We start from the raw sequence: 21,076 nt of genomic DNA on the forward strand, positions 1-21,076 counted from the left end.
TTCGTCACCTCATGAATAAATTTTATGAAAAATACACGCAAATACGCTGTCCGCCAACCGTTTCGATCGGAATATCCATATCGTATATATCCTTTAATACAGACGTTTGAATGATGGTTTCTGTTGGGCCTTCACGGATTACTTCACCGTTTTTAAGCGCCACGATGTAATCCGAATAGACAGACGCAAAATTAATATCGTGAATGACAATCACAATCGTTTTGCCTAAGTCTTCTACAAGACGTTTCAACAGCTTCATAATTTCAACAGAATGCTTCATATCTAAGTTATTGAGCGGTTCATCTAAGAAAATATACTCCGTGTCCTGGGCGATGACCATAGCGATAAATGCTCGCTGACACTGTCCCCCGCTCAGTTCATCCAAGTATTTGTCTTGAATACTTTCAAGCTTCATATAACTCAGCGCCTGATCAACCGCTTGTTCATCGCTTTTTGTTAAGCGGCCTTTTGAATAAGGAAACCTTCCAAAATTTACGAGTTCACGTACGCTAAGCCTGATATTCAGCTGATTGGACTGTTTTAAAATGCTCATTTTTTTGGCTAAATCTGAGCTGTCAATATTGTCTATATTTTTTCCTTCTATTGATATTGACCCTGAGTCAGCTTTAATCAGACGGCTCATAATGGAAAGCAGCGTACTTTTTCCCGCTCCGTTTGGGCCGATAAATGACGTGATTTTCCCTTTCGGAATCACGACGGATGTTTTTTCTAAAACCGTTTTTTCTCCGTATGTTTTACTGACATTTGTTACTTCTACCATGATTTATTCTCCTTTAGCAGCAAATAAATAAAGTAAATTCCGCCGGCAAAATCAATAATGACGCTCAGCGTAGTGCTGAAGGTGAACACTTTTTCAACAATAAATTCTCCTCCGACGAGGGCAATAACACTAAGCAGCAGTGAGCCTATCATTAGATAGGTGTGCTTATACGTTTTGAACAGCTCTCTCGCAAGGTTCACAACAAGCAGTCCAAGAAAGGTAATAGGCCCAACTAACGCTGTAGCTACTGAGACAAAAATGGCGATCACAATCAGCATTTTTTTGACGAGCTTATCATAATCAATACCTAAATTTACCGCGTGTTCTCTTCCTAGCGACAGGACATCAAATATGGATGTAAAGCGCCACACGTAAATGCCAAGCAGGATAAAAATAACGGTTGCTATGTATAGCAAATCAGTATTAACATTGTTAAAGCTTGCAAATGATTTATCTTGTACAATTTGAAATTCGTTCGGGTCAATCAGCATTTCCATAAATGAAGACATGCTTTTAAATAACGTGCCGAACACAATTCCAACCAGTAAAATAAAGAAAATATTCTTACCGGCTTTTTTGAACATCAGTATGTAAAGCAAGACCGAAAAGATAATCATCAGCGAAACGCAAAGAAGAAAATTAAGATTTTTGTTCATGATGACAATATTCGTCGAGCCAAAGATGTACACAATAAACGTTTGCAGAAATAAATACAGTGAATCCAGCCCTAGAATACTAGGAGTTAGAATTCGATTATTGGTAATCGTTTGAAAGATAACGGATGAAAATGCAATGGCTCCTCCGGTTAAAACAATCGCAGCGACTTTTTCAATTCTTCGCGGCAGCGTGTACTGCCAGTAGCCTAAATCGTAGCTGATAAACAGCGCCACTGATAAAACGGCCAGCGCTGCGAGAATGATGATTTTATGTTTGTTATGCATAACGACCTCTCCTTATCAGCATAAAAAGAAAGATCGCACTTCCTATTACACCGACCATTAGCCCAATAGAGATTTCATAAGGGAAAATAATGACTCTGCCTAAAATATCGCACGCAAGCACGAACACAGCTCCAAGCAGCGCTGTATGAGGCAGGCTTTTTCGCAAATGATCTCCACGGTAAATCGATACGATATTTGGGATGATTAATCCTAAAAAAGGCAGCATGCCAACGGTCAAAATCGTAATCGACGTAATAAGCGAAACAATGACTAATCCAATGTTTACGATTTGTTTGTATTTCACGCCTAAATTGATTGAAAAGCTTTCTCCCATACCGGCAACCGTGAACTTATCTGCGTAAAGATAAGCAATTATTAAGAGCGGTATACTCAGGTATAAAAGTTCATATCTCCCTTTGACTACTAGCGAAAAGTCGCCTTGCAGCCACGAAGAAAGGTTTTGAATCAAATCGTATTTGTAGGCGATGAAGGTAGCCAAGGAACTTACGATACTGCCGAGCATTAAACCGACTAGTGGAATATAAATTGTATCGTTAAATTTAATTCTGTCTAGTATTCTCATAAACAATAGATTGCCCGCAAGTGAGAAAATGAAAGCAATGCTCATTTTTAATAGAGGACTTGCTGAAGCAAATACTAGTAGAGAAATTAACACACCAAGTCTTGCCCAGTCCATCGTCCCTGCCGTTGTTGGAGATACAAACTTATTTCGCGTAATTTGCTGCATAATTAATCCGCAAATACTAAGGCTCATTCCCGCCATAATAATACTCAAGAGCCTAGGGAAACGACTAAAAAACAGCGTTTGGCTTTCTTCTTTTGTTAAATGAAACAGATCCATCGCTGACAGATCTTGTACTCCTACAAAAAGAGACAAAACGGATAGTACAGCAAATACAAGAATTAACTGATAAAACTTCAACTTTCCTTACTCCTTTCTTTCCTCTATAAGTCTAGTTATCTCCTCCTTCATCACGTGTAAATGATTATCATTATCAATTGACTTTCTTTATCATATCATTATTCTCTAAATAATCAATGGTTTTCTCAAAATTCAAGCAAAAAAATGCCTTAACAGATGGATCTGTTAAGGCATTTTAAGGTTCAATTAGACTTAAAAATAGCTATTTCTCTCTTCATATAAAAGAGGATTGGGACATAACAGCATTAATCCAATCTAAAGACAAATAAATTTGATACATGAGCTAGTATGGATCGCTCGCTGTTGATTTCCGTGCAAGGCTTCGCTTTCCGCGGGCGGCCGATGAGCCTCCTCGTCGCATGCGCTTTTTTCACAGGAGTCTTCGCCTTGCCCTCCAATTAACAGCTAGAAGCCACTACATACATGAAATCTACATTTACCATAACAACAAAAAATCCGAACCATTAATAACTATTAATGGTTCGGATTTAACTTTAAGCAAAATACTTTTGTGGCAGCCTCTTTGTATCAATACTACATATATATGAAATATATGTTTATATTTGAAAGAAATCTACTTATTTTGCAAATACATGGTTTCCGATAACTGCCGTTACTTGCTGCGTTGCAACCCATTGGCTTTCAGCGATTTTTGGATTATAGAAAAACAGCGCATCGTTTTCATGCGGGTTTGTCAATGCTTCGCTTACCGCTCGTTTTGATTCTTCTGATGCAGACTGATTAATTGCTCCGTTTGCTACTGGTGAAAATTGATATACGCCGTTTCCTAGCTGCTGATAAATAACGTCGTGAATGTTATTTGGGAATTCCGGTGAAGCCACACGGTTTAATACCACAATTGCTACCGCTACTTTTCCTTGGTACGGCTCACCTTTTGCTTCTGCCTCTACTAATCTTGCTAGTAAATCTTGATCTTGTGCAGAAACCGATGTAGACGGAGCAGTTTGTGCCGGCGCCGGTGCTTCTCCTTGAAGTTTTAATGTTTGTCCGATGGTAATGATATCACTTTGTAAACCGTTAACAGCTTTTAACTGATCCACAGTCATGCCGTTTTGTGCTGCAATATGATATAACGTTTCGCCTTGTGCTACTGTATGTACAGATGTTGCCGGACTAGCGGCAGGTTGTGCTTGTCCCTGGTCAGGAATCGTTAATGTTTCTCCAACGTAAATCATGTCGTTTTGGCGGTTATTAGCACCTTTCAGTTCATCTACCGTAACCCCATTTTGTTGGCCAAGCCCCCACAAGGTATCTCCCTTTACGACTTTGTGCGAAGCTGCTGCTGATGCTGTTCCTTGACTTGCTAGAAATGCTACAGACGCTGCAGAAGCAACTGCCCATTTTTTTACACGTTTTTTACTCACAAAAACTACCTCCTAAAATTTGAACCTGTTATTACCTTAGCATATAGATTCGTCTTTTCATTAAAAAAAACAGTAACATTTGTTCTAATTGGATTAAGTTTCTTACAGTGCCATTCATTATGTTACAACTTTTACACGCCCCTTAAAGAATATGTAGAAATATGACGATTTCATTGCGAAACGAGCTTTTTATCTGTTTACTTACATTCCTCTTTCTGTAAAAAACTTGATTTTATTATGATTAATCGCAGAGATAAAAAGGAAAACAGCAGTCAGATAGAGAAATAGTGTAACTATTGAGGAATGATTCAGCGCTTCTTTGTCAATTTACGTTTGTTTATTAATAAAGGAGGTCTATTTGGATGTGTGCAAATAAAATGTATGTGACGTATAACACGGAGAAACCGGCTATTACAATTCAAGGAGCTTTTTATCATACGGGAGGAACGCAGGAAGAGTTTTTGCGGGAATTCAAGTACTGGCTTGAATCTCACGGCTGGTCATTTATGGGCGTAACAAATGAAACGACGATGACAACGGCGAACAAAGAGTTAAAAGAAACGATGGAACAGCATAAAATAGAAGGCAAAAAAGTTCAAAGACTAGAAGATTTATAACCATTGCTTCTATGACCCTTCACACATATCCAAACGCCAATACGTAAAAAAGCCTTTAGATGAGCTAAAGGCTTTTTTACATTAACGAGAAAGTGCGACCACCTTCTGATTTTCTACTCTCTCTTCAACAGGCTTTCTCATTTCTTTTTCCGTCCAAACGCCAATGCGTTTTTGTCTTTTCCCAAGAGGCTGTTTTTCACATGCATAGCAAATTTCTGAAATATCATCAAAATGAGCTAACGACATCTTTATCCCTCCTTTTCTAAATATACACAGGCAAGTTAGTATGCTTCTTCCCTTATTTTCCAAAGCTAAACTGCTTCTTCTTATATTTAAACAATTTATAAACAAACGGAATAAATAATTTCTACTTCATTATCATTTAGATTGTTTTATTTAGGTATAGACGGGTAAACAAAAACTATCCCACCTCACACCCTGAAGTTTGAAACTGTCACGTAAAAAAGCTGCTTTCTATCCATTACATGGATAGAAAGCAGTTTTTTTCTTTTACTAGCTGTAAAATCTAAGGATACTCTCAGAAAACGAACGGCTATACTTTTATTGATGCTCTCCTATTCCAAATACTTCTGCTACATGGTTTTCTAATTTATGCTTGTAGTGATCAACGTTTGGATGTTTGACTACATCATGAATAGAGTAAGTTGGAAGTGGACTCATACCGACGTACTGATTCATTTTATGCAAATGCATAATAGCTTCGTCTAAACTTTTTCCTTCATAGAAAGCTTCGTCATTGTCGAAAATAGCTTCCGGCGCATTCCACGTGAGAGAAAACATGTATTTTTTCCCCGTTAATAAGCCGCCTCGCCCGTATTGATTGGAGCCTTTAAAGAAAATGTTATCCATATACAAGCGATCAATATATTGCTTAAACTTTCCGGGAATGCTGAACCAGTAAATAGGCGTCTGCATAATCACAACATCAGCCCATAGCCACTTTTCAATTTCTTCTTCTACTTCGTAGCCTTTATCAACCACCGTTGTTTTAATGTCAAATTGATCAGTGAGTAAATGCTGCATTTCGTTAAAAATCGTCTGATTTAACTCTCCTTTTGACTTTTTATAATACTCGTGTCCATTAATGATTAATACGTTTTTCATGCTGACCTGCTCCTTTCCAAAATCCTTGCTTCTTTATCTTCATATATCTGTATACCCATAAAAACTACTTACCTACCAGTACCACCTCTTACTTTGAAGTAACATAGGTACCTAGAAGTCCCTTTTTAAACACCCTTATGATTTCCTAAACAAAGAAAAAAACAAGGTCTAATTTACTAATTCCTTAGAAGATGTTTAACTCTCATAAAGCAAATCGTTTTTTAAAATCAGTTCTTTTAACCCGATAAAAGAGGCTGGCGAATTAAATTCCGCCAGCCTTTTTCCCTTTTTTTATTTCGGTTCGCCTACTTCATTTAACGGATAGTAGCGAAACTGCACTTTTCCGATAACTGATTTTTGTGGAATGAAGCCAAATGCTCGTCCATCATGACTTACAGGACGGTTGTCCCCCATTACAAACAGTGAATTTTTCGGTACCTTCACTTTGCCATCAGTTGCAGGCAGCGTTTGAAGCGTAAAATCTTCCGTGAATTTTTCATTAGGTGCAAGAGATTTTTTAGATTCTTTTAAATACGGCTCTTTATAAGCTTTACCGTTAATATATAGAACGTCGTTTTTCATTTCTACCGTATCTCCTGGCAGTCCAATTACACGTTTAATATAATTTTCATCTGCGTCCGGTGCATGAAATACAATCATATCAAAGCGATCAACATCACTGATTTTATTTAAAATAACGCGGTTTGAATCTTCAAACGTTGGATACATCGATTCACCGTGAACTGTAGTTGGCGCAAATAAAAAATGTCGAACTCCCACTACAATAACCAATGCAATAACAATGGACTTAATCCATGAAAATACTTCTTTTTTTACGTTATTTTTGCTCATCTCAAAACATCCCTTACGTCAAAATATACTTTCATCATAGCATCAAATAGAGGGAAAGTATAATAATAACCAAATAATCTTATTTATTGATTATCGTTTGTCACTGTGCCTTGATGGAAAAACAAACGCCACTTTTCTTCTCTTTTTCGCCAAATAGAACTGCGAAGCGTCTTTTTTTCTGCCGTATGGTTCATAAGATGATAGGTAGTTAATACGCAGTCAGGAGACAATATGTCTATATGGAAATGAGAGATTTGGAATATATCTGGCGAGAGTACATGATTGTTATTGTAATCTTTTCGTTTCCATACCGTGCCTGAACTGCCAAACTCCACGTAATCATCTGCAAGAATGTTTGAAAGCTCTTTAGCAGAGGTTCGTACTTCTGATTTTAAGTGCATGCATTCTAATTCATAAAATATTTGGGTAGCGTTCTCCATTTTTTATTCATCTCCTCTTACGCCTATTATAAAGAAATAACGCGTTATTTTCATACAAACAAACCATACTCATATCCCGTATAGATAGAAGTATGGTTTGTTCAGCTGACGCTATAGCGTCTCTTCTTACCTGCCATCCAATCGCTAATGATTTTCACCACAAGTCCTATGATAAATACTGTAAGAAAAGAATAAAAAATTGTCCAGTTCAGCAATTCATATAAATGCAGCGCTCTAAATAGCGGAATGCCTATAAAAGCAATAATGGCAGAATTAACGGCATGTGCGATAAAGAAAAATTTCCATTTGCTAAAAAATTGGTAGACGAGTGCGATACTTACTGGAATAATAGCAAAGTCAACCGTATTGAAGCGATCTGTAAACGGAATCATCTGGTGAGGGTAGCACCACAGGTTAAAAAATTTGCCGAATTCATCTACCAAACCGACTATGTCAAAGCTGATAAAAAAAACGAGCAGCATAAAAAAGAGGCGCTGTCTATCAATAAAAAAGTAAAAAAGCAGCAGAAAAAGAGCGTTTATCACCACTATGAGCCACCATTGAAAACTAAAAAGATCTTGATGAACCCAATAAGAAAATTCCTTTTCATTTAAGACTTGTTGCATCATTTTGATCATTTCAAACATAGAAATCCCTCCTATCTTAGAAAGTCTGTCCATGAGGGTTTCACTTCATGCTAAAATAAAGCATCGCACACAGTGCTTTTGCACCTCCTCTTTCTTCAAAAGCAGTTCAAAAGCAGATTGTACCTATTTAGCGATTTCTATCTGTCTAGTAAAAATTTTTCGCAGGAGCTTTGCTTTTCATCTCAGAACCTATTGACTATTATTTTCATTTCATACAAAATTAACAATTGTGCATGGTTTACATGTTAATACAAGCAAAAAGATACTGTTTTGCAACATTAAAGGAGGAACAACATGAACATCGGTACGATTAAAAGAGAAGCTAAAGCTTCTTTAAAGAATCGCTGGGGACTAGCGATTTTACTGACGGTGGTGACGTACGGAGTATATACGCTTCTGCCTATTCCATTTGAAATTGTGGCAAGCGGCGGCTATGACAATTGGATGAAAGATGAATCTGATTCGTCCTCATGGATTTCAACTGCCTTTGCTATTGTCTTCTCGCCTCTTCTCATGGCGAACTACTGGGCATTTTTAGGTTTAGCACGAGGTGAATCTGTCCAATTGGGACACTTGTTCAAAACATTCCAAGACTTCGGTCTTTATGTAAAGTCACTAGGAATTTATGTACTTATGACTCTTTATGTGATGCTGTGGTCACTGCTTTTACTAATTCCTGGAATTATCAAAGCACTGGCATATTCACAAACGTACTATATTTGTAAAGACAATCCTACTTACTCGATGAATCAAGCGATTACAGAAAGCCGCAGGTTGATGAATGGTTACAAAGGACAGTACTTCCTGCTGCTGCTAAGCTTTCTTGGCTGGTTTTTATTAAGTATTATTACACTAGGAATCGGCTTTTTATGGTCTATTCCATACCTTTCTGCTTCACTTGCCCGTTTTTATGAAAATTTGTTAAACGAACGCTCATCGCATGCTGAATAATAAAAAAATCCTCTTCATCGTGAAGGGGATTTTTTTATAAGAACACTGTTTGCATAAGTGAAGCTCTTATGTCATAAAGCTTACTAAGAGTATAGAAGAAAGGCAGGAGCTTATATGTATACTACAAGTGAAATTTGTCAGCAGTTTGGCCAGATTTTAAACGCTAAAAGCAAAGTTAGTCCAACAGGATGCTCAGTGTCGCTTAAAAGAAGCTTTCAAGCTCATGTTCAAGGGCGGAAAAGCAGCTCTGTCGTTCCTGTTGGTGTATCATTTGAGGCGATAGACGCACAGGGAAACGCGTTAAACTTGGCTGAGATTGCTATTTTACAAGAAGAAATCCCTCGTTTTACAGAAGCTGCTGCGCGGCAAGGTCTTATCGTAAGCGCTTTGCATAACCATTGGCTTTTTACAGAACCGGTCCTTATGTATCTTCATATTCAATCTGTAGAGCCTCCTTTACATTTTGCAAAAAAAATGGCTTTTTGTTTTACAATGCTCAAGAGTCTTCCCGTTCCGACAAACGAATAATTTATTAAACGCATCTCTCGGGTACATTAGAGAGGTGAGAGATGTTTTTTATACCTATAGATTACTAATATAGCTAAAGGAAACCTCCTTACCTTTTAAGTCATTAACAAAAGGGCGCTATGTATTTTTGAGAAGCTACATAAAAACAAAACCCAGCACTTTCTTATAAGTGCTGGGTTTCTGCTTTATCTATTTTCGCGTATATCTTTTTCAATTTTCCGCAATGCTTTTTTTGATCCTCGCTGCAGATCATGCTGCTCTTTTCGATCTTTATAGCTAATAAATAACGAATCGAGGTCATAGCCTTCGGGATATAATTCAGCAGCTTTGATTTCAAGAGCTACTCGCTTAACGTTTACTTCAATTAACTCATTCTGATAGAGTACGACTATATTGTTTGTGTTGTCTTTAGACTTATAAACAATCGCATGATTTTCATAATCTAACAGTTTGACTCGATCTCCCATTTGGTATTCAACATGGTCTTTTTTCTTTTCCTTCAAAATAGTTGGTTTTTTTATTTTATTTTCTCTGACGACTTCTGTATCATACGATTTGCTTTCCATATAGAACTTTGCTTTTTGTAAAATCTCTTCTTCTACCTTCATCTTCTTTGAAATCCAAAGCGCATTGCTTTCTCCAGATGTTCCAATTAACAGTTGATACAGCGGTTCTAATGTTTTACTGTTGAACTGCATTGCGGCATTCATAAAGTCAGGATGAATTTCTGAGAAACGCTTAATTTCTCCGTAATGCGTAGTCGCGACCGTTATGCAGCCCATATGATAAAACTTTTCTAAAATCGCAATCGCAAGTGCAGCTCCTTCATTCGGTTCGGTGCCGCTGCCAATTTCATCGAATAGGAGCAGTGTATTGTTCGTTGCTTTTTGCAAAATAGCCGATATATTTTTCATGTGTGAGGAAAAGGTGCTCAGCGCATTTTCAATACTTTGGTTGTCGCCGATATCGACAAAAATATGCTCAAACAATGCAATTTCTGTTCCTTCATCAGCTGTAATATGAAATCCTAACATTGTAGCGAGTGTCAGTAGCCCAATCGTTTTTAAGACAACGGTTTTTCCTCCTGCGTTAGGTCCCGTAATAATTAAGCTTCGATAATTCTCGCCAATTTCGAAGTGAAGCGGAACAATTTCACCAGTTAACAGCGGGTGATATGCGCCTTTTAAATGAATATATCCATAATCATTAATTTTAGGTTCGATTCCGTCTGCCTGTTTACTGTATTTTGCTTTGGCAAACACCATGTCGTATTGGCTAATTAGCTCTAAATTAATATGAATATCAGCTAGCTTCTCTAACACTAAACCTGTTAAAGACGCTAAAATTTGATATTCTTCTACCTCTTCTTCTGCTTTCAAAATCGCTAGTTCCGCATTCAGCTTTGTAATAGATGCCGGCTCTATGAACACTGTTGACCCTTTAGAGGATGTTTCAACAATTGTTCCTCCAACGTGATTTTTATAGGAGGCCTTAATCGGAATCGTATAGCGGTCCCCTTTTTTACTGATAAAAAAGTCTTGAATATACTCTTTGTTTTTACTGTTTCGTAAAAATTTCGCAAGCTGTTCTGAAATCTTAGCTTCCGTTCCTTCTATATGTCTTCTGATACGCTTGAGCTCTTTGCTTGCCGCGGCGTCTACTTTTCCAGCCTTGATCGCAAAATTAATTTCCTCTTCTATACTTGTCAGTTCTTTCATCGAATGGGCATAGGAACTTAAGAGCGAAGCAAAAAATTCTTTATCCACCATATATTGTTTTACTTTTCTGCAGCCTTTTAAAAAATCGGATACGCGCATTAGCTCTTCGGGTTCTAAAATCATGCCTTTTTCAAGCTTTTCGATGACTCTTCCTATACCTGAGACACCTGATAGCGGAAGTGATTTCTCAGCATCTAGAAGTCTTCGTGCTTCCGTTGTTTCTTTAAGTCGGTTTTTTACTGTTTTAAGAGATGTGCTCGGCTGAAGTTTATCCATTAATTGTTTTCCCAGCTCACTTACGCAGTGAGATTTTACGATTTTTTTTAATTCATGATACTGCAATTTTTCAAATGTCATCGTATTCATGGTTTTTCTCCTCACTATGATTTGTCATCACATATGAAGATACCTATTTATTAGAAGGCAATGAAAAAGGTAAACAAAAAAAGCTGTGGTGATCCCACAGCTTTTTGCGTTAATCAGGCGTCTAGGGCACATATCACAAAAGAAAGCTCTGTAAAAACAGACGCCTCCCTGACGACAAATGCCGAACCCTTTATAAAGCATTGTAGGTATCTTCATAGGCAGTGAAATAAATTCATAAGCAAACAAAGGGTACCTTATTTTTTCAAAAAAATACCCATCTTACTTATTCAATTTATTTCATTTAATTTTTCCTATTTAGATACTACTCCGCTCATAAAAGCACCTCATTTATATTTTTGTTTTCATTGGCTTCTAATTTACACTCTTATCATACTATATGAAAAAGCGTACGTAAAGGAGACAGTAAAAAAGCTCAAGAGCATAACTTGAGCTTTCATGACCAAAGAAAAAAACGAAGCAGCGCCATCATTCCAACTCCGCTAATAACGGTGATGGATAAGCTTTTGGTTTTCAGGGCAATCAGTAAGGTTGGAATGACTACGATAATGACGGGCCAGTTAATCTTTACGCTGTCATTTGCTTGAATGATAAAATTTTCTACAACAAGTGCAGTTAAAATACAAATAGGAATATAGGATAGCCATTTTAATACGGGTTCTGGCAGCGCGATGTTACGTACAACTAAAAACGGAACAATGCGAGGAACTACGGTAACAAGGGCACACCCTAAAATAACGATGAGTGTTGGGTAGTGGATACTCATTTATCCGTCACCACCCCAATTGTCGCTACAATAATCGTTGAAATCAATACAGCCACATGTGAAGGTACGAAAAAAGACAGCACAATCATAAGAATCGCCATATAAAGAATCAAACGTAAGTAATGATTAAGCTTTGAAGGTAACACGCTTTCGATTTGTAAAACAAGCAGCGCTAAAAACATAGCTGTTAAGGCAAAATCAAACCCAAAGGCTTCCGGGTTCGATAGCATATGACCAAAAATAGCTCCTGTCGTACAGGCGATAATCCAGCTGACGTAAGCCGTTATATTTAATCCGTTCATCCAGCGGTCATTAATTGGCTCACCTTTTGCAATTTTACTTGAAGACACCCCAAATGATTCATCTGTTAAAAGGGCTCCAATTCCGACGTTTTTTAATAACGAATATTTTGTAAATTCAGGCGCGATCGTAGCGCTCAAAAGAAAGTGTCGTAAGTTCACAATAAATGTTGTGAGAATAATAGCTGAAATCGAGCTGTTCGCAACCATCAGTGCACAAATAATAAACTGTGCTGCCCCGGCATACACGAGCGCTGATAATAAAGTAACTTCCATAACGGAAAGATGCGAGGACACTCCAACGATCCCGGCAGCAAGCCCTATACTTATGTAACCGAGTAGCGTAGGGATACAATCCTTAGCCCCTTGTCTGAACGTTAAATCCCCTTTTTCTCTTTGCTGTACTGCTTTTTCTGCAATCACCATACTCCCTCCTTTTCCGCTATATTATACATCTATACGTTATATTAAACAACGGTATGTTATACTATCTTTATAATAATTAAAGGAGTACAACAATGGATGCGATTCAAGATATTATTGCTAAAAATCTTGTTAAATTACGAAAAAATCGAAATTTGACACTTGATCAAGTTTCCGAATTAACGGGTGTTAGTAAAGCAATGCTTGCACAAATTGAAAAAGGTAAATCCAGTCCCACGGTTACCACGCTTTGGAAAATCGCCAACGGTCTTCAAGTCTCTTTTTCTGTATTTATGAAAGAAGACACCCCGGATGTGCAGAAAGTAAGCATAAGGCAGCTAGATCCCATCACGGACAACAAAGGTGATTACTTAGTGTATTCTTTTTTTCCTTATCATCCGGAAAAAAAGTTTGAAATTTACATCGTCACATTAAAGCCCTGGTGCGTGCACGAAGCGAAAACTCATTTAGGAGATGAATACTTACTTATTAAAGAAGGCGAATTAACGGTTCGTTTTGAAAATGAAGAACATGAATTAGCCTCGGGAGACGCTCTGCATTTTTCAGGAAACACCTCTCACAGCTATATCAATTCTTCTGAAGAAGAAGCAAGCTTTTTTTTGCTTATGCACTACCCCGAATCATAAAAGAAAGAGCGTACGGATTATCCGTACGCTCTTTTTTTTAAGCTGCATGGGCTTGTTCTTTTTTCATTTTTTTGTTTTTCATGTACCCAATACCTACAACTGCAATAGTTAAGATAACTTGAACAGCGAGATGTAAAGCTGTACTTGGAACAAATCCGCCGATAATTTTATCTTCAACAATCATTTTTCCAGCAGACCATGCAAGCATCGCTGCTCCAGCGTAAATAATAATCGGAAATTTTTCCATTGCTTTCATAATAAAGCTGCTTCCCCAAATAATAATCGGAATTGAAATTAATACACCAATCATAATTGGGACAAATTCATGAGCTACACCTGCTAGAGCTAATACGTTGTCTAATGACATGACCGCATCTGCGATAATGATCGTTTTAACCGCGCTCCATACCGTTGCTCCACCTTGAGGATTGTCGCCGTGATCGTGATTGTCCGCTAATAATTTATATGCAATCCATACTAGCATCAAACCGCCGACCGCTCCGATTAATGGAATTTTCAATAAAGGGACAATAATAGCCGCAAATAATAATCGAAGGCCAATCGCGCCGCCTGTTCCAATTAAAATCGCTCTTTTTTGTAAATCTTTTGGTACGTTACGAGCCGCCATTGCAATAACAATTGCGTTATCCCCGCTTAAAATTAAATCAAGAAAAATAATTTGCAGCAAACCTTGCACTGATACGCCAATTAGTTCCTCCATAGTTACCTCCACCTTCTCTTTTTCTGTAACGTTTCTCCTCTAAATGTCCGAGCCTTTTCCTCCCTTTTTATAATTGAATACAAAAAAGACCCTTACCAAATAAGCGGTAAAGGTCTTGCTAACAACATAATGTCGCCAACAAAGCCGAGAGATAATCTCTGTAATGACGACTTTGCTGTTAAAGCTACTCCCCTTTAGGAGATACGTTCAATTATTTGTTTGTATTTACACCACTTATACTATAGCATCTCCTACATCCTGTCAATCGTTTTTTTATGCAAAGCAGTTGTCAACGCTTTCTCTCTCAACCAATTCATAGTTAGAAAGTGTCAGCTTTTCGACTTGTTCTCCGTTGACTAGCTTAATGATTCGCTGTGCCCCCATTTGTCCCGCTTCTTTATAATAATATTTTACGGTCGTTAAGCTGGGATGAATCACACCTGTAATTTCGTAGCCTCCAAAGCCGGTAATGGATACATCTTCCGGAACGCGCAGTCCGTTTAAATAAGCTGCCTTTAACGTGCCAAGCGCAATGTTATCGGTCGCACATACAATAATGGACGGATTAAATTCTTTCATCACAGCCGTAGCGGCCTCGATTGCATCACTCATGTTAAAGCTTGTTTGATAACAGCGGATCTCGCAATCTCTGTCTTTAAGACCTTCCTTTACGCCTTCTTTTCGCTTTACACCTACAGCTATGTCTTTTTCGGTTACGCCTAAAAAAGCGATTTTTTTATGCCCTTTTTCTCCTATGTACCTTCCAATGTCGCATGCAGCCTCGTAGTCTTGGTGAATTAAACTGTGGACTTCTTCATGCTGCTGTCCAATTAGCAAAACGGGAATTGAAATTGTGCGGAACGCTTCCAAATGAGCTTTTGTGATTTGAACGGCAAGAAGAATAATACCTGCCACCTTCTGCTTAGCCAGCGTATAGATATTTTCGATTTCTCTTTCTAAATCTTGATTAGAATTGGAAATAATCATTTGATAGTGGTGGTCTCTAAGTTCTTGGTCAATACCATCTAATGTGCGGGAAGTCGCAAAAGAACCCATGCGCGGAACAATTACACCAATGATATTTGTTTTTTTCGCTTTTAAGCTTTGAGCAAACGCATTTGGGCTATAGTTTGTTTCTTTAATAATCTCTTCGATTTTTCGTTTCGTCGCATCGCTCACAGACCCTCCGTTAAGGTAGCGGGATACAGTGCTTTTTGCTACTCCTGCAAGTCGAGCGATATCTGCAATAGTTGTCATTCTCTCATCTCCGTATTTTGTTGCTGCTTCTTTCACAGTATACACGAATATCGCGTGCATATTAAGTAACTGCTTTATTTTTTGATTCATAAGCGGTATGATAATCTAAATGTGGATAATCATTATCCAAATTGTACACATAAAGCAGGAGATGATGTTTTTGCATATGAAAACAGGCGTTGAGCAATCGGTGTATGCCATTTTGCTGCTGACGTTTTTACCTGAAAAAGCGGTGCTGCCAGGAGATGTCATCAGCACTCAGCTTGGGGGTTCGCCTACGTATTTTCAAAAGCTTCTTCGCAAGCTGGTTAGCGCTGATTTACTTGCTTCCGTTCCTGGTAGCAAAGGTGGATTTCGCTTAAAGAAAACGCCGGAAGAAATTCGTATTTATGACGTATACGTAGCCATTGAAGGTAAGCAGTCTCTTTACTCATCAAGCGGTATTTTTCACGATATGCTTAACTTAAAAGACAAAGATATTTGCTTATTATCCGATTTAATGGAAGAAGCCGAATCTTCGTGGCAATCTATCTTAAAACGGCAAACCATTGCTATGCTCACAAATGAAATTAACAAAAAATGTCCGAAAGAAAACCTGGACATGCTAAAAGCGACAGTAGAAGAAAAAATGGTGCTGTAGCACCCAAAGGAGATCATTATGGAAAACTTAAATAGATATTTTGATTTATTCGATCAATCACGTACAAGCGAACAAGCATTTGAAGAATTAGTGGGGCTTTTTTCAGAAGATATCATATTTGTCTTAAACGGCCACGAAAAGCAAGGCATTGAAAACTGGAAGCTGTTTGTGAAAATGGTGTTTAAAGAAAATGCTGATATTAAGCATATGTTCGAAGTCTGGAAAGCAGTTGAAGGTACAGATAAGTTTGAAACGCCTTGGGCAGTATGCGGAAAACGTGCATCTGGCAGCGTCTTTACTCAAACGGGAAAAGATATTGCTAAGCTAGATGACAGCGGAAAAATCAGCTACTTAGAAAACGTACCTGACGATACGAACATGTTTGATACGTATAAAAACTAATATAAAAAAGAAGGGCTCTTCTAGCCCTTCTTTTTTTACGGGGCAAATCCCTCTTGAGAAAGATAAATCATCGAAGAAGGATAAAACTTTTCAAAATAACGAATGGCTTTGACATGAATGTCTTTGTCATACCAGTCTAGGAAACCGTACTTCTCAAATAATTCCGGCATCCCTAGCCTTTTAGACGTTTTACCTAAGGAACCGTCTCCTAAGTACAAGGTATCAATGCAAATTCGGTCCATCATTCCTTCTATTTTTTCAGGAAATTCAGGCGTGAAAGGAAGCATTGGAGCAATGGTTACTTGCGTTGAAATTCCGCTTTCTTTTACTTTTTTTAACGCGTTCATACGAAGTTTCATTCCCGGAGCATAAGGAGAAAAAATTTGTTTTACCTCTTCTCGGTCCGTTTCAACAGTCATCGATACGCGAAGATTACATACTTTTTGAAGCTGTAAAAGCAAATCAATATCCCTCGTCACAAGGGGCGACCTTGTTTGAATCAATAAAAAATCAGGCGGATGATTGATCATCGTTTCTAAAAGGGCACGTGTGATGCCTGCTTTACGCTCAGCAGGCTGATAGGGATCTGTCGCTGAAGACATAAAGATGCGCACCGGCTGCTCTTTTTTTCGCAGCTTTTGTATTTCTTTTTGGTAGACTTCAGCTGCGTTGACTTTCAGCTCTAGCCATGTCCCCCACTCCATCTCTTTAAAACGCTGAATTGGCAGTTCTCGCACGTAGCAAAATTTGCAGGAAAATGCACATCCGGCATACGGATTTAAACTATGAGTATAACCAGATGCCAAAAATCCGGTCGCTTTTGTTAAAATACTTCTCGAAACCACGTCGCTTTTGTTCATCTTTCTCACCTCTTTGTCCAATAAGTATATCAAGTTCGCAAATGAAAAAACTACTTTCCAGATGGAAAGTAGCCCTTTATGTTTTCAATTCATCAACTTTGATTTTCTTTCTTTTCACTTGTTGTTTCAAGTAAAGAAGTTAAATATGAATTTAACTCAAATTGGTCCTTTTCAATAAAATCAGATAATACCGGCTGCTCTTCTTTTCTCATCTTTCTCCACTCCTTTTGTTTTTTATGTATGTGTTTTCATTCATCAATGGATAAAAGTAATGTACTTAACTCTACCCGTATTAAAACAAAAATAATCATGGTATTTTATACTATTTTTTAATTTATGCGCGTTTTATTTGTATATTTTTTACAATATCACACACATTAATAGCAAGATTAGCAAACGTATATATTTTACTATGCAACATGAGAGGAATTTCATCATGACGATTAACAAATCAAACGATTGTTCTAGTCTAGCTGAAGTAGTTGACCGCATCTTAGATAAAGGCGTGGTAATTGACGTATTCGCTCGTATTTCCGTTATTGGTATTGAATTAATTACCATCGAAGCTCGAATCGTGATTGCCAGTGTGGACACATGGCTGAGGTATGCCGAGGCAGTTCGGCTGCTTCATAATGAAAGAGAAGATTTTCTTTCTTCGAATAACGGCGGAAAAAAACTTGAACAGCTAAACCTTTTACAAGATTTAGATTTATAAACTCATAAAGGTGGATTAGAGAAGTGAAAGTAGCCGAAATCATGGAATCCGTGACTGATTTTTTTAAAGAACACGTTGCTCCTCCTCATCGAATTATTTCGTATGAATCGATTCAAAATGGAGGATGGAAAATAACACTTGAAGCATTTGAAGAACAGGAGTATATGAGGCGCTATGCAAAAGATGAACTGCTTGGTATCTATGAAGTGCTCGTCAATAAGCAGCATAACATTACGTCTTTTTCACGCACCAGTCTGCGCTATCGAAGCTCCCCAGCAGAGAAGTAAGCCTATCATTTTAATGGAAAGGAATGAAACAAAAATCGATGAGTGAAGCAACAGGTATTTATATTTTTTGCAGCATTCCCGCCACCGAGACGCATACGTTTGGCAGCGTCACGATTGATCATCAAGAAAGAGCTACTTTTACCATTCACTACCGAGATGCAGCTATAGTGGCCGCTGCCTTTCCTCTTAAAATTTATCATCCTACAAAAGAGAACGTCACAGCGCACCAGCAGGTGATTTCCAAAGTAATGAGTGAACATGATTCCGTTATTCCAATCAGCTTTGGCAATGTGTTTCATAGTCAACAAGATGTTGAAATGCTGTTAGAAAACTTATATCCACAGTTCGCCTCCCTTTTCCCCCAGTTGAAAGGAAAAATAGAAGTCGGACTAAAAGTAATTGGGAAACCGGACTGGCTGAAACAAAAAGTGAATCAAGATTCTTCTTTGCATCAAGTACGAAACCTGCGTTCTGCCAGTGCTGATTTTTATAAGCAAATTGCGCACGGAGAAACAGCTCAGAAATTCTTTTTAAAGCTTCAGCACGACTGTAAAAAAGAGCTGTATCAACATTTAGAACCGATGGCTGAAGCATCGAGACTCAACCCTCCTATTGTCGAAACGATGCTTTTGAATGCTTCTTTTTTAATTGACCGAGAAAAAGAAGCAGCGTTTGATGAACGTGTAAATGACCTGTATGAAAAATGGAAGCACAAAGCCGATTTTAAATATTCCGGACCGTGGGCTGCTTATAACTTTATTAATATTCAACTAAAAGTAGAAGAGAATGTATGATTCATAAACTGCTGCTGTCTCCTGTTACGCTCATTGTAAAAGTCGGACAGAAAATCAAGGAAGAAGCGGATAAAGAACTTTACGATGTCTCTTTTATTCAGCAAAAAATCGTTCATCTTCAAATGATGTATGAGCTTGGAGAAATACCAGAAGATGCATATATGGAAAAAGAAAAAGAACTGCTGCTGAGGTATGAAGCAGCAAAAGAATATGAATTAAAAAGATGGGAATCAATGACGAAGAAACAAAAGTGAGGTTAAAAGATGGAAAAGCTCATTTATTTATATGGTCTAGTTCCAACCGAAGAAGCTAAGGAAATGCCCTTTCCTTCACTTGAAGGCATGGATCAGAACAACCCTATCTATGCTCTTTACTTTGATGACATTACCGCATTTGTATGCGACTTGCCAAGCGATGAGTATTCGGAAGAAATGCTGAAAGAAAAGATTGAACACGATATGAAATGGCTGCAGGACAAAGCCATGCATCACCATGAGACTCTTCTTTTCTTACAAAGTCACTACACGCTTCTTCCCATGAAATTTTGTACGGTCTACAAAAGTAAGGAAAGCTGTCAAGAAAGTATTGTCGATAACAAAGAAACAACCCTCTCTTCTCTTCAGCTTTTAAAAAGATCTGAAGAATGGAATATAAAAGTGTATGCCCATACGAATTCTTTAAAGAACTATCTGCTAACCCATAATGAAACGATCCAAACGAAAAAAGAAGAAATAACTGCGTTGCCTCCCGGCAGGCAGTTTTTCGAACGTAAAAAGATAGAAAGGCTGATTGAAGAAGAAACAGAAAAAGAACAGCTTTCGCTTTGTGATCACTTGCACAGTGAGATAAGTCCTTACGCCGCTTATCATAAAATCAAAAATAACTGGAGTCAAAAAATAACCGGCGAGAGCTACAGCATGTGCTGGAACAGCATCTACCTTCTTTCAAAGAACAATGTGGAATCGTTTTTAAAAGCCATTAGCGACAAGCAAACGTTTTATAGTGAAATGGGACTGAACATCGAAGTAACAGGACCATGGCCTGCTTATCATATCGACACTCTGCGCTCGGAGAAAGATGCGGGATGACATCGCTGCGAAAACAAACGCTCGAGCAAAAAGACATCGCCCTCATTGATATATTAGATGTGATCCTCGATAAAGGAATTGCCATTAAAGGTGATTTGTTGATTTCAATTGCCGGAATTGATTTAGTCTATCTTGATTTGCGGGTATTGATTTCTTCTGTAGAAACGCTGATAGGCTCTCATGATCGTCAAATCATTTCTTCTCAGCAGCTTGAACAGGAAACGGAGGCGTTGCGAGATGGAAAATACACCTAAACGAAACGGCCGCATTGAGCTGAGTGCGGAAAATGCTGAACAAGGTCTAGCGCAGCTTGTTTTAACCGTCATTGAATTACTGCGGCAGCTCATTGAAAAACATGCGATTCGTCGAGTCGACAGCGGAAACCTGACGGACGCTCAAATCGAAGATTTGGGCGTGGCGCTAATGACGTTAGAGAACAAAATGGAGGAGCTAAAATCAGTGTTTAACTTTACAAATGAAGATTTAAATATTGATCTAGGTCCCCTAGGAAAAGTGTTATAACAAGGAGTGAAAAAATGGCGGCGGAACATAACGGGCAGCTGGGCACCATTGTAGAAGTATTGGAAAAAGTATTAGATAAAGGTCTTGTTATTGCTGGAGATATTAAAGTGCAAATTGCTGATGTTGAACTCTTAACAATAAAGATCCGGCTGCTTGTCGCTTCTATTGATAAAGCAAGAGAAATTGGCATGGACTGGTGGGAAACAGACCCTTACCTATGTTCAAAAGCAAATCAGTCTTATCAAAAGCTCCAGGCGGAAAATGACAGTTTAATGCAGCAAGTGGCATCTTTAACGCAGCGAATTCAAGATGATTTGCTTTCGCTTGATTAACAGCTCACTTT

General features: G+C 38.1%; 29 protein-coding genes. 14 read left to right on the forward strand and 15 right to left on the reverse strand.

The window, feature by feature from the left end; translation table 11 throughout:
- Positions 1-22: 22 nt before the first annotated feature.
- The 4 genes from ACN6NE_RS00260 to ACN6NE_RS00275 form a co-directional block, all read right to left on the reverse strand.
- A complete protein-coding gene (locus tag ACN6NE_RS00260; protein WP_129710537.1) occupies positions 23-781 on the reverse strand; it encodes an iron ABC transporter ATP-binding protein in 759 nt (252 codons plus the stop codon).
- The gene (locus ACN6NE_RS00265; RefSeq protein WP_474324004.1) at positions 775-1,722 is read right to left on the reverse strand and encodes an iron chelate uptake ABC transporter family permease subunit; all 948 of its coding nucleotides are present in this window, start codon (positions 1,720-1,722) and stop codon (positions 775-777) included. The genes ACN6NE_RS00260 and ACN6NE_RS00265 overlap by 7 nt, the downstream gene beginning before the upstream one ends.
- The gene (locus tag ACN6NE_RS00270; protein ID WP_071272956.1) at positions 1,715-2,665 is read right to left on the reverse strand and encodes an ABC transporter permease; all 951 of its coding nucleotides are present in this window, start codon (positions 2,663-2,665) and stop codon (positions 1,715-1,717) included. Before ACN6NE_RS00270 ends, ACN6NE_RS00265 begins: the two co-directional genes overlap by 8 nt.
- A 578-nt stretch (positions 2,666-3,243) precedes the next feature.
- Positions 3,244-4,050 (reverse strand): cell wall hydrolase, encoded by an 807-nt coding sequence (locus ACN6NE_RS00275; protein ID WP_474324006.1) that lies wholly within the window; start codon positions 4,048-4,050, stop codon positions 3,244-3,246.
- A gap of 362 nt (positions 4,051-4,412) precedes the next feature.
- On the opposite strand from ACN6NE_RS00275, the gene ACN6NE_RS00280 reads away from it, so the two are divergent.
- Positions 4,413-4,667: a hypothetical protein gene (locus ACN6NE_RS00280; protein WP_013057893.1), complete on the forward strand. Its 255-nt coding sequence runs from the start codon at positions 4,413-4,415 to the stop codon at positions 4,665-4,667.
- A gap of 81 nt (positions 4,668-4,748) precedes the next feature.
- Here the strand turns inward: ACN6NE_RS00280 and ACN6NE_RS00285 are convergent, their stop codons facing one another.
- From ACN6NE_RS00285 to ACN6NE_RS00305, 5 genes are all read right to left on the reverse strand, one after another.
- Complete coding sequence (locus ACN6NE_RS00285) at positions 4,749-4,913, reverse strand: hypothetical protein (protein ID WP_013057894.1); 165 nt, start codon at positions 4,911-4,913, stop codon at positions 4,749-4,751.
- A 315-nt stretch (positions 4,914-5,228) separates the two neighbouring features.
- The gene (locus ACN6NE_RS00290; protein ID WP_474324008.1) at positions 5,229-5,792 is read right to left on the reverse strand and encodes an NAD(P)H-dependent oxidoreductase; all 564 of its coding nucleotides are present in this window, start codon (positions 5,790-5,792) and stop codon (positions 5,229-5,231) included.
- 291 nt (positions 5,793-6,083) lie between these two features.
- Positions 6,084-6,644: a signal peptidase I gene (gene lepB, locus ACN6NE_RS00295; protein ID WP_025751067.1), complete on the reverse strand. Its 561-nt coding sequence runs from the start codon at positions 6,642-6,644 to the stop codon at positions 6,084-6,086.
- Between the two features lie 83 nt (positions 6,645-6,727).
- Positions 6,728-7,084: a nuclear transport factor 2 family protein gene (locus tag ACN6NE_RS00300; RefSeq protein WP_474324010.1), complete on the reverse strand. Its 357-nt coding sequence runs from the start codon at positions 7,082-7,084 to the stop codon at positions 6,728-6,730.
- Positions 7,085-7,185: 101 nt separating this feature from the next.
- Positions 7,186-7,731, reverse strand: a complete 546-nt coding sequence (locus ACN6NE_RS00305) for a CBO0543 family protein (protein WP_474324012.1) — start codon at positions 7,729-7,731, stop codon at positions 7,186-7,188.
- Positions 7,732-8,025: 294 nt separating this feature from the next.
- Here ACN6NE_RS00305 and ACN6NE_RS00310 point away from each other — a divergent pair, with 294 nt between their 5' ends.
- The gene (locus ACN6NE_RS00310; protein WP_050691011.1) at positions 8,026-8,682 is read left to right on the forward strand and encodes a DUF975 family protein; all 657 of its coding nucleotides are present in this window, start codon (positions 8,026-8,028) and stop codon (positions 8,680-8,682) included.
- 114 nt (positions 8,683-8,796) lie between these two features.
- Complete coding sequence (locus tag ACN6NE_RS00315; protein WP_013083952.1) at positions 8,797-9,210, forward strand: DUF1259 domain-containing protein; 414 nt, start codon at positions 8,797-8,799, stop codon at positions 9,208-9,210.
- A 185-nt stretch (positions 9,211-9,395) separates the two neighbouring features.
- On the opposite strand, the gene ACN6NE_RS00320 is transcribed toward ACN6NE_RS00315, so the two are convergent.
- The 3 genes from ACN6NE_RS00320 to ACN6NE_RS00330 form a co-directional block, all read right to left on the reverse strand.
- Positions 9,396-11,294 (reverse strand): endonuclease MutS2, encoded by a 1,899-nt coding sequence (locus ACN6NE_RS00320; protein ID WP_129710543.1) that lies wholly within the window; start codon positions 11,292-11,294, stop codon positions 9,396-9,398.
- Between the two features lie 454 nt (positions 11,295-11,748).
- Positions 11,749-12,078: an AzlD domain-containing protein gene (locus tag ACN6NE_RS00325; protein ID WP_057235064.1), complete on the reverse strand. Its 330-nt coding sequence runs from the start codon at positions 12,076-12,078 to the stop codon at positions 11,749-11,751.
- Positions 12,075-12,800 carry an AzlC family ABC transporter permease gene (locus ACN6NE_RS00330; protein ID WP_129710656.1) on the reverse strand — a complete coding sequence of 242 codons (726 nt, stop codon included), beginning with the start codon at positions 12,798-12,800 and terminating at the stop codon, positions 12,075-12,077. The genes ACN6NE_RS00325 and ACN6NE_RS00330 overlap by 4 nt, the downstream gene beginning before the upstream one ends.
- A 95-nt stretch (positions 12,801-12,895) precedes the next feature.
- On the opposite strand from ACN6NE_RS00330, the gene ACN6NE_RS00335 reads away from it, so the two are divergent.
- Complete coding sequence (locus ACN6NE_RS00335) at positions 12,896-13,447, forward strand: helix-turn-helix domain-containing protein (RefSeq protein WP_129710544.1); 552 nt, start codon at positions 12,896-12,898, stop codon at positions 13,445-13,447.
- A gap of 37 nt (positions 13,448-13,484) precedes the next feature.
- Here the strand turns inward: ACN6NE_RS00335 and ACN6NE_RS00340 are convergent, their stop codons facing one another.
- Positions 13,485-14,168, reverse strand: coding sequence for a TerC family protein (locus ACN6NE_RS00340; RefSeq protein ID WP_016764850.1), 684 nt, complete (start codon positions 14,166-14,168; stop codon positions 13,485-13,487).
- A gap of 273 nt (positions 14,169-14,441) precedes the next feature.
- Positions 14,442-15,425: a LacI family DNA-binding transcriptional regulator gene (locus ACN6NE_RS00345; RefSeq protein WP_205654966.1), complete on the reverse strand. Its 984-nt coding sequence runs from the start codon at positions 15,423-15,425 to the stop codon at positions 14,442-14,444.
- Between the two features lie 160 nt (positions 15,426-15,585).
- On the opposite strand from ACN6NE_RS00345, the gene ACN6NE_RS00350 reads away from it, so the two are divergent.
- Together ACN6NE_RS00350 and ACN6NE_RS00355 are read left to right on the forward strand one after the other, a co-directional pair.
- On the forward strand, positions 15,586-16,065 hold the full coding sequence (locus ACN6NE_RS00350) for an RrF2 family transcriptional regulator (protein ID WP_474324016.1): 480 nt from the start codon (positions 15,586-15,588) through the stop codon (positions 16,063-16,065).
- A gap of 18 nt (positions 16,066-16,083) precedes the next feature.
- Positions 16,084-16,467 (forward strand): nuclear transport factor 2 family protein, encoded by a 384-nt coding sequence (locus ACN6NE_RS00355; protein ID WP_474324018.1) that lies wholly within the window; start codon positions 16,084-16,086, stop codon positions 16,465-16,467.
- A gap of 35 nt (positions 16,468-16,502) precedes the next feature.
- Here ACN6NE_RS00355 and ACN6NE_RS00360 read toward each other — a convergent pair whose 3' ends face one another.
- A complete protein-coding gene (locus ACN6NE_RS00360; RefSeq protein ID WP_474324020.1) occupies positions 16,503-17,327 on the reverse strand; it encodes an SPL family radical SAM protein in 825 nt (274 codons plus the stop codon).
- Positions 17,328-17,763: 436 nt separating this feature from the next.
- Between ACN6NE_RS00360 and gvpA the strand changes: the two genes are divergently transcribed.
- The 8 genes from gvpA to ACN6NE_RS00400 are packed head-to-tail and all read left to right on the forward strand — an operon-like array spanning position 17,764 to position 21,065.
- Complete coding sequence (gvpA, locus tag ACN6NE_RS00365) at positions 17,764-18,042, forward strand: gas vesicle structural protein GvpA (protein ID WP_013057921.1); 279 nt, start codon at positions 17,764-17,766, stop codon at positions 18,040-18,042.
- A gap of 23 nt (positions 18,043-18,065) precedes the next feature.
- The gene (locus ACN6NE_RS00370) at positions 18,066-18,329 is read left to right on the forward strand and encodes a gas vesicle protein GvpO (protein ID WP_013057922.1); all 264 of its coding nucleotides are present in this window, start codon (positions 18,066-18,068) and stop codon (positions 18,327-18,329) included.
- Between the two features lie 23 nt (positions 18,330-18,352).
- The gene (locus ACN6NE_RS00375; protein ID WP_474324023.1) at positions 18,353-19,123 is read left to right on the forward strand and encodes a GvpL/GvpF family gas vesicle protein; all 771 of its coding nucleotides are present in this window, start codon (positions 18,353-18,355) and stop codon (positions 19,121-19,123) included.
- Positions 19,120-19,377 (forward strand): gas vesicle protein GvpG, encoded by a 258-nt coding sequence (locus tag ACN6NE_RS00380; protein ID WP_014459264.1) that lies wholly within the window; start codon positions 19,120-19,122, stop codon positions 19,375-19,377. The genes ACN6NE_RS00375 and ACN6NE_RS00380 overlap by 4 nt, the downstream gene beginning before the upstream one ends.
- Before the next feature lie 9 nt (positions 19,378-19,386).
- A complete protein-coding gene (locus tag ACN6NE_RS00385; protein WP_474324025.1) occupies positions 19,387-20,211 on the forward strand; it encodes a GvpL/GvpF family gas vesicle protein in 825 nt (274 codons plus the stop codon).
- Positions 20,208-20,465, forward strand: coding sequence for a gas vesicle protein (locus ACN6NE_RS00390; protein ID WP_474324027.1), 258 nt, complete (start codon positions 20,208-20,210; stop codon positions 20,463-20,465). The genes ACN6NE_RS00385 and ACN6NE_RS00390 overlap by 4 nt, the downstream gene beginning before the upstream one ends.
- On the forward strand, positions 20,449-20,733 hold the full coding sequence (locus ACN6NE_RS00395) for a gas vesicle protein K (RefSeq protein ID WP_129710551.1): 285 nt from the start codon (positions 20,449-20,451) through the stop codon (positions 20,731-20,733). Before ACN6NE_RS00390 ends, ACN6NE_RS00395 begins: the two co-directional genes overlap by 17 nt.
- A gap of 14 nt (positions 20,734-20,747) precedes the next feature.
- A complete protein-coding gene (locus tag ACN6NE_RS00400; RefSeq protein ID WP_474324029.1) occupies positions 20,748-21,065 on the forward strand; it encodes a gas vesicle protein in 318 nt (105 codons plus the stop codon).
- Positions 21,066-21,076 lie beyond the last annotated feature (11 nt).

The organism is Priestia sp. 53B2 (assembly GCF_056099005.1).

Coding starts and splice junctions, on each gene's coding strand:
- ACN6NE_RS00260 (WP_129710537.1), bottom strand. CDS start 781: ATGGTAGAAGTAACAAATGTCAGTAAAACATACGGAGAAAAAACGGTT.
- ACN6NE_RS00265 (WP_474324004.1), bottom strand. CDS start 1,722: ATGCATAACAAACATAAAATCATCATTCTCGCAGCGCTGGCCGTTTTA.
- ACN6NE_RS00280 (WP_013057893.1), top strand. CDS start 4,413: ATGTGTGCAAATAAAATGTATGTGACGTATAACACGGAGAAACCGGCT.
- ACN6NE_RS00285 (WP_013057894.1), bottom strand. CDS start 4,913: ATGTCGTTAGCTCATTTTGATGATATTTCAGAAATTTGCTATGCATGT.
- ACN6NE_RS00290 (WP_474324008.1), bottom strand. CDS start 5,792: ATGAAAAACGTATTAATCATTAATGGACACGAGTATTATAAAAAGTCA.
- lepB (WP_025751067.1), bottom strand. CDS start 6,644: ATGAGCAAAAATAACGTAAAAAAAGAAGTATTTTCATGGATTAAGTCC.
- ACN6NE_RS00300 (WP_474324010.1), bottom strand. CDS start 7,084: ATGGAGAACGCTACCCAAATATTTTATGAATTAGAATGCATGCACTTA.
- ACN6NE_RS00305 (WP_474324012.1), bottom strand. CDS start 7,731: ATGTTTGAAATGATCAAAATGATGCAACAAGTCTTAAATGAAAAGGAA.
- ACN6NE_RS00310 (WP_050691011.1), top strand. CDS start 8,026: ATGAACATCGGTACGATTAAAAGAGAAGCTAAAGCTTCTTTAAAGAAT.
- ACN6NE_RS00315 (WP_013083952.1), top strand. CDS start 8,797: ATGTATACTACAAGTGAAATTTGTCAGCAGTTTGGCCAGATTTTAAAC.
- ACN6NE_RS00320 (WP_129710543.1), bottom strand. CDS start 11,294: ATGAATACGATGACATTTGAAAAATTGCAGTATCATGAATTAAAAAAA.
- ACN6NE_RS00325 (WP_057235064.1), bottom strand. CDS start 12,078: ATGAGTATCCACTACCCAACACTCATCGTTATTTTAGGGTGTGCCCTT.
- ACN6NE_RS00335 (WP_129710544.1), top strand. CDS start 12,896: ATGGATGCGATTCAAGATATTATTGCTAAAAATCTTGTTAAATTACGA.
- ACN6NE_RS00340 (WP_016764850.1), bottom strand. CDS start 14,168: ATGGAGGAACTAATTGGCGTATCAGTGCAAGGTTTGCTGCAAATTATT.
- ACN6NE_RS00345 (WP_205654966.1), bottom strand. CDS start 15,425: ATGACAACTATTGCAGATATCGCTCGACTTGCAGGAGTAGCAAAAAGC.
- ACN6NE_RS00355 (WP_474324018.1), top strand. CDS start 16,084: ATGGAAAACTTAAATAGATATTTTGATTTATTCGATCAATCACGTACA.
- ACN6NE_RS00360 (WP_474324020.1), bottom strand. CDS start 17,327: ATGAACAAAAGCGACGTGGTTTCGAGAAGTATTTTAACAAAAGCGACC.
- gvpA (WP_013057921.1), top strand. CDS start 17,764: ATGACGATTAACAAATCAAACGATTGTTCTAGTCTAGCTGAAGTAGTT.
- ACN6NE_RS00375 (WP_474324023.1), top strand. CDS start 18,353: ATGAAACAAAAATCGATGAGTGAAGCAACAGGTATTTATATTTTTTGC.
- ACN6NE_RS00380 (WP_014459264.1), top strand. CDS start 19,120: ATGATTCATAAACTGCTGCTGTCTCCTGTTACGCTCATTGTAAAAGTC.
- ACN6NE_RS00385 (WP_474324025.1), top strand. CDS start 19,387: ATGGAAAAGCTCATTTATTTATATGGTCTAGTTCCAACCGAAGAAGCT.
- ACN6NE_RS00390 (WP_474324027.1), top strand. CDS start 20,208: ATGACATCGCTGCGAAAACAAACGCTCGAGCAAAAAGACATCGCCCTC.
- ACN6NE_RS00395 (WP_129710551.1), top strand. CDS start 20,449: ATGGAAAATACACCTAAACGAAACGGCCGCATTGAGCTGAGTGCGGAA.
- ACN6NE_RS00400 (WP_474324029.1), top strand. CDS start 20,748: ATGGCGGCGGAACATAACGGGCAGCTGGGCACCATTGTAGAAGTATTG.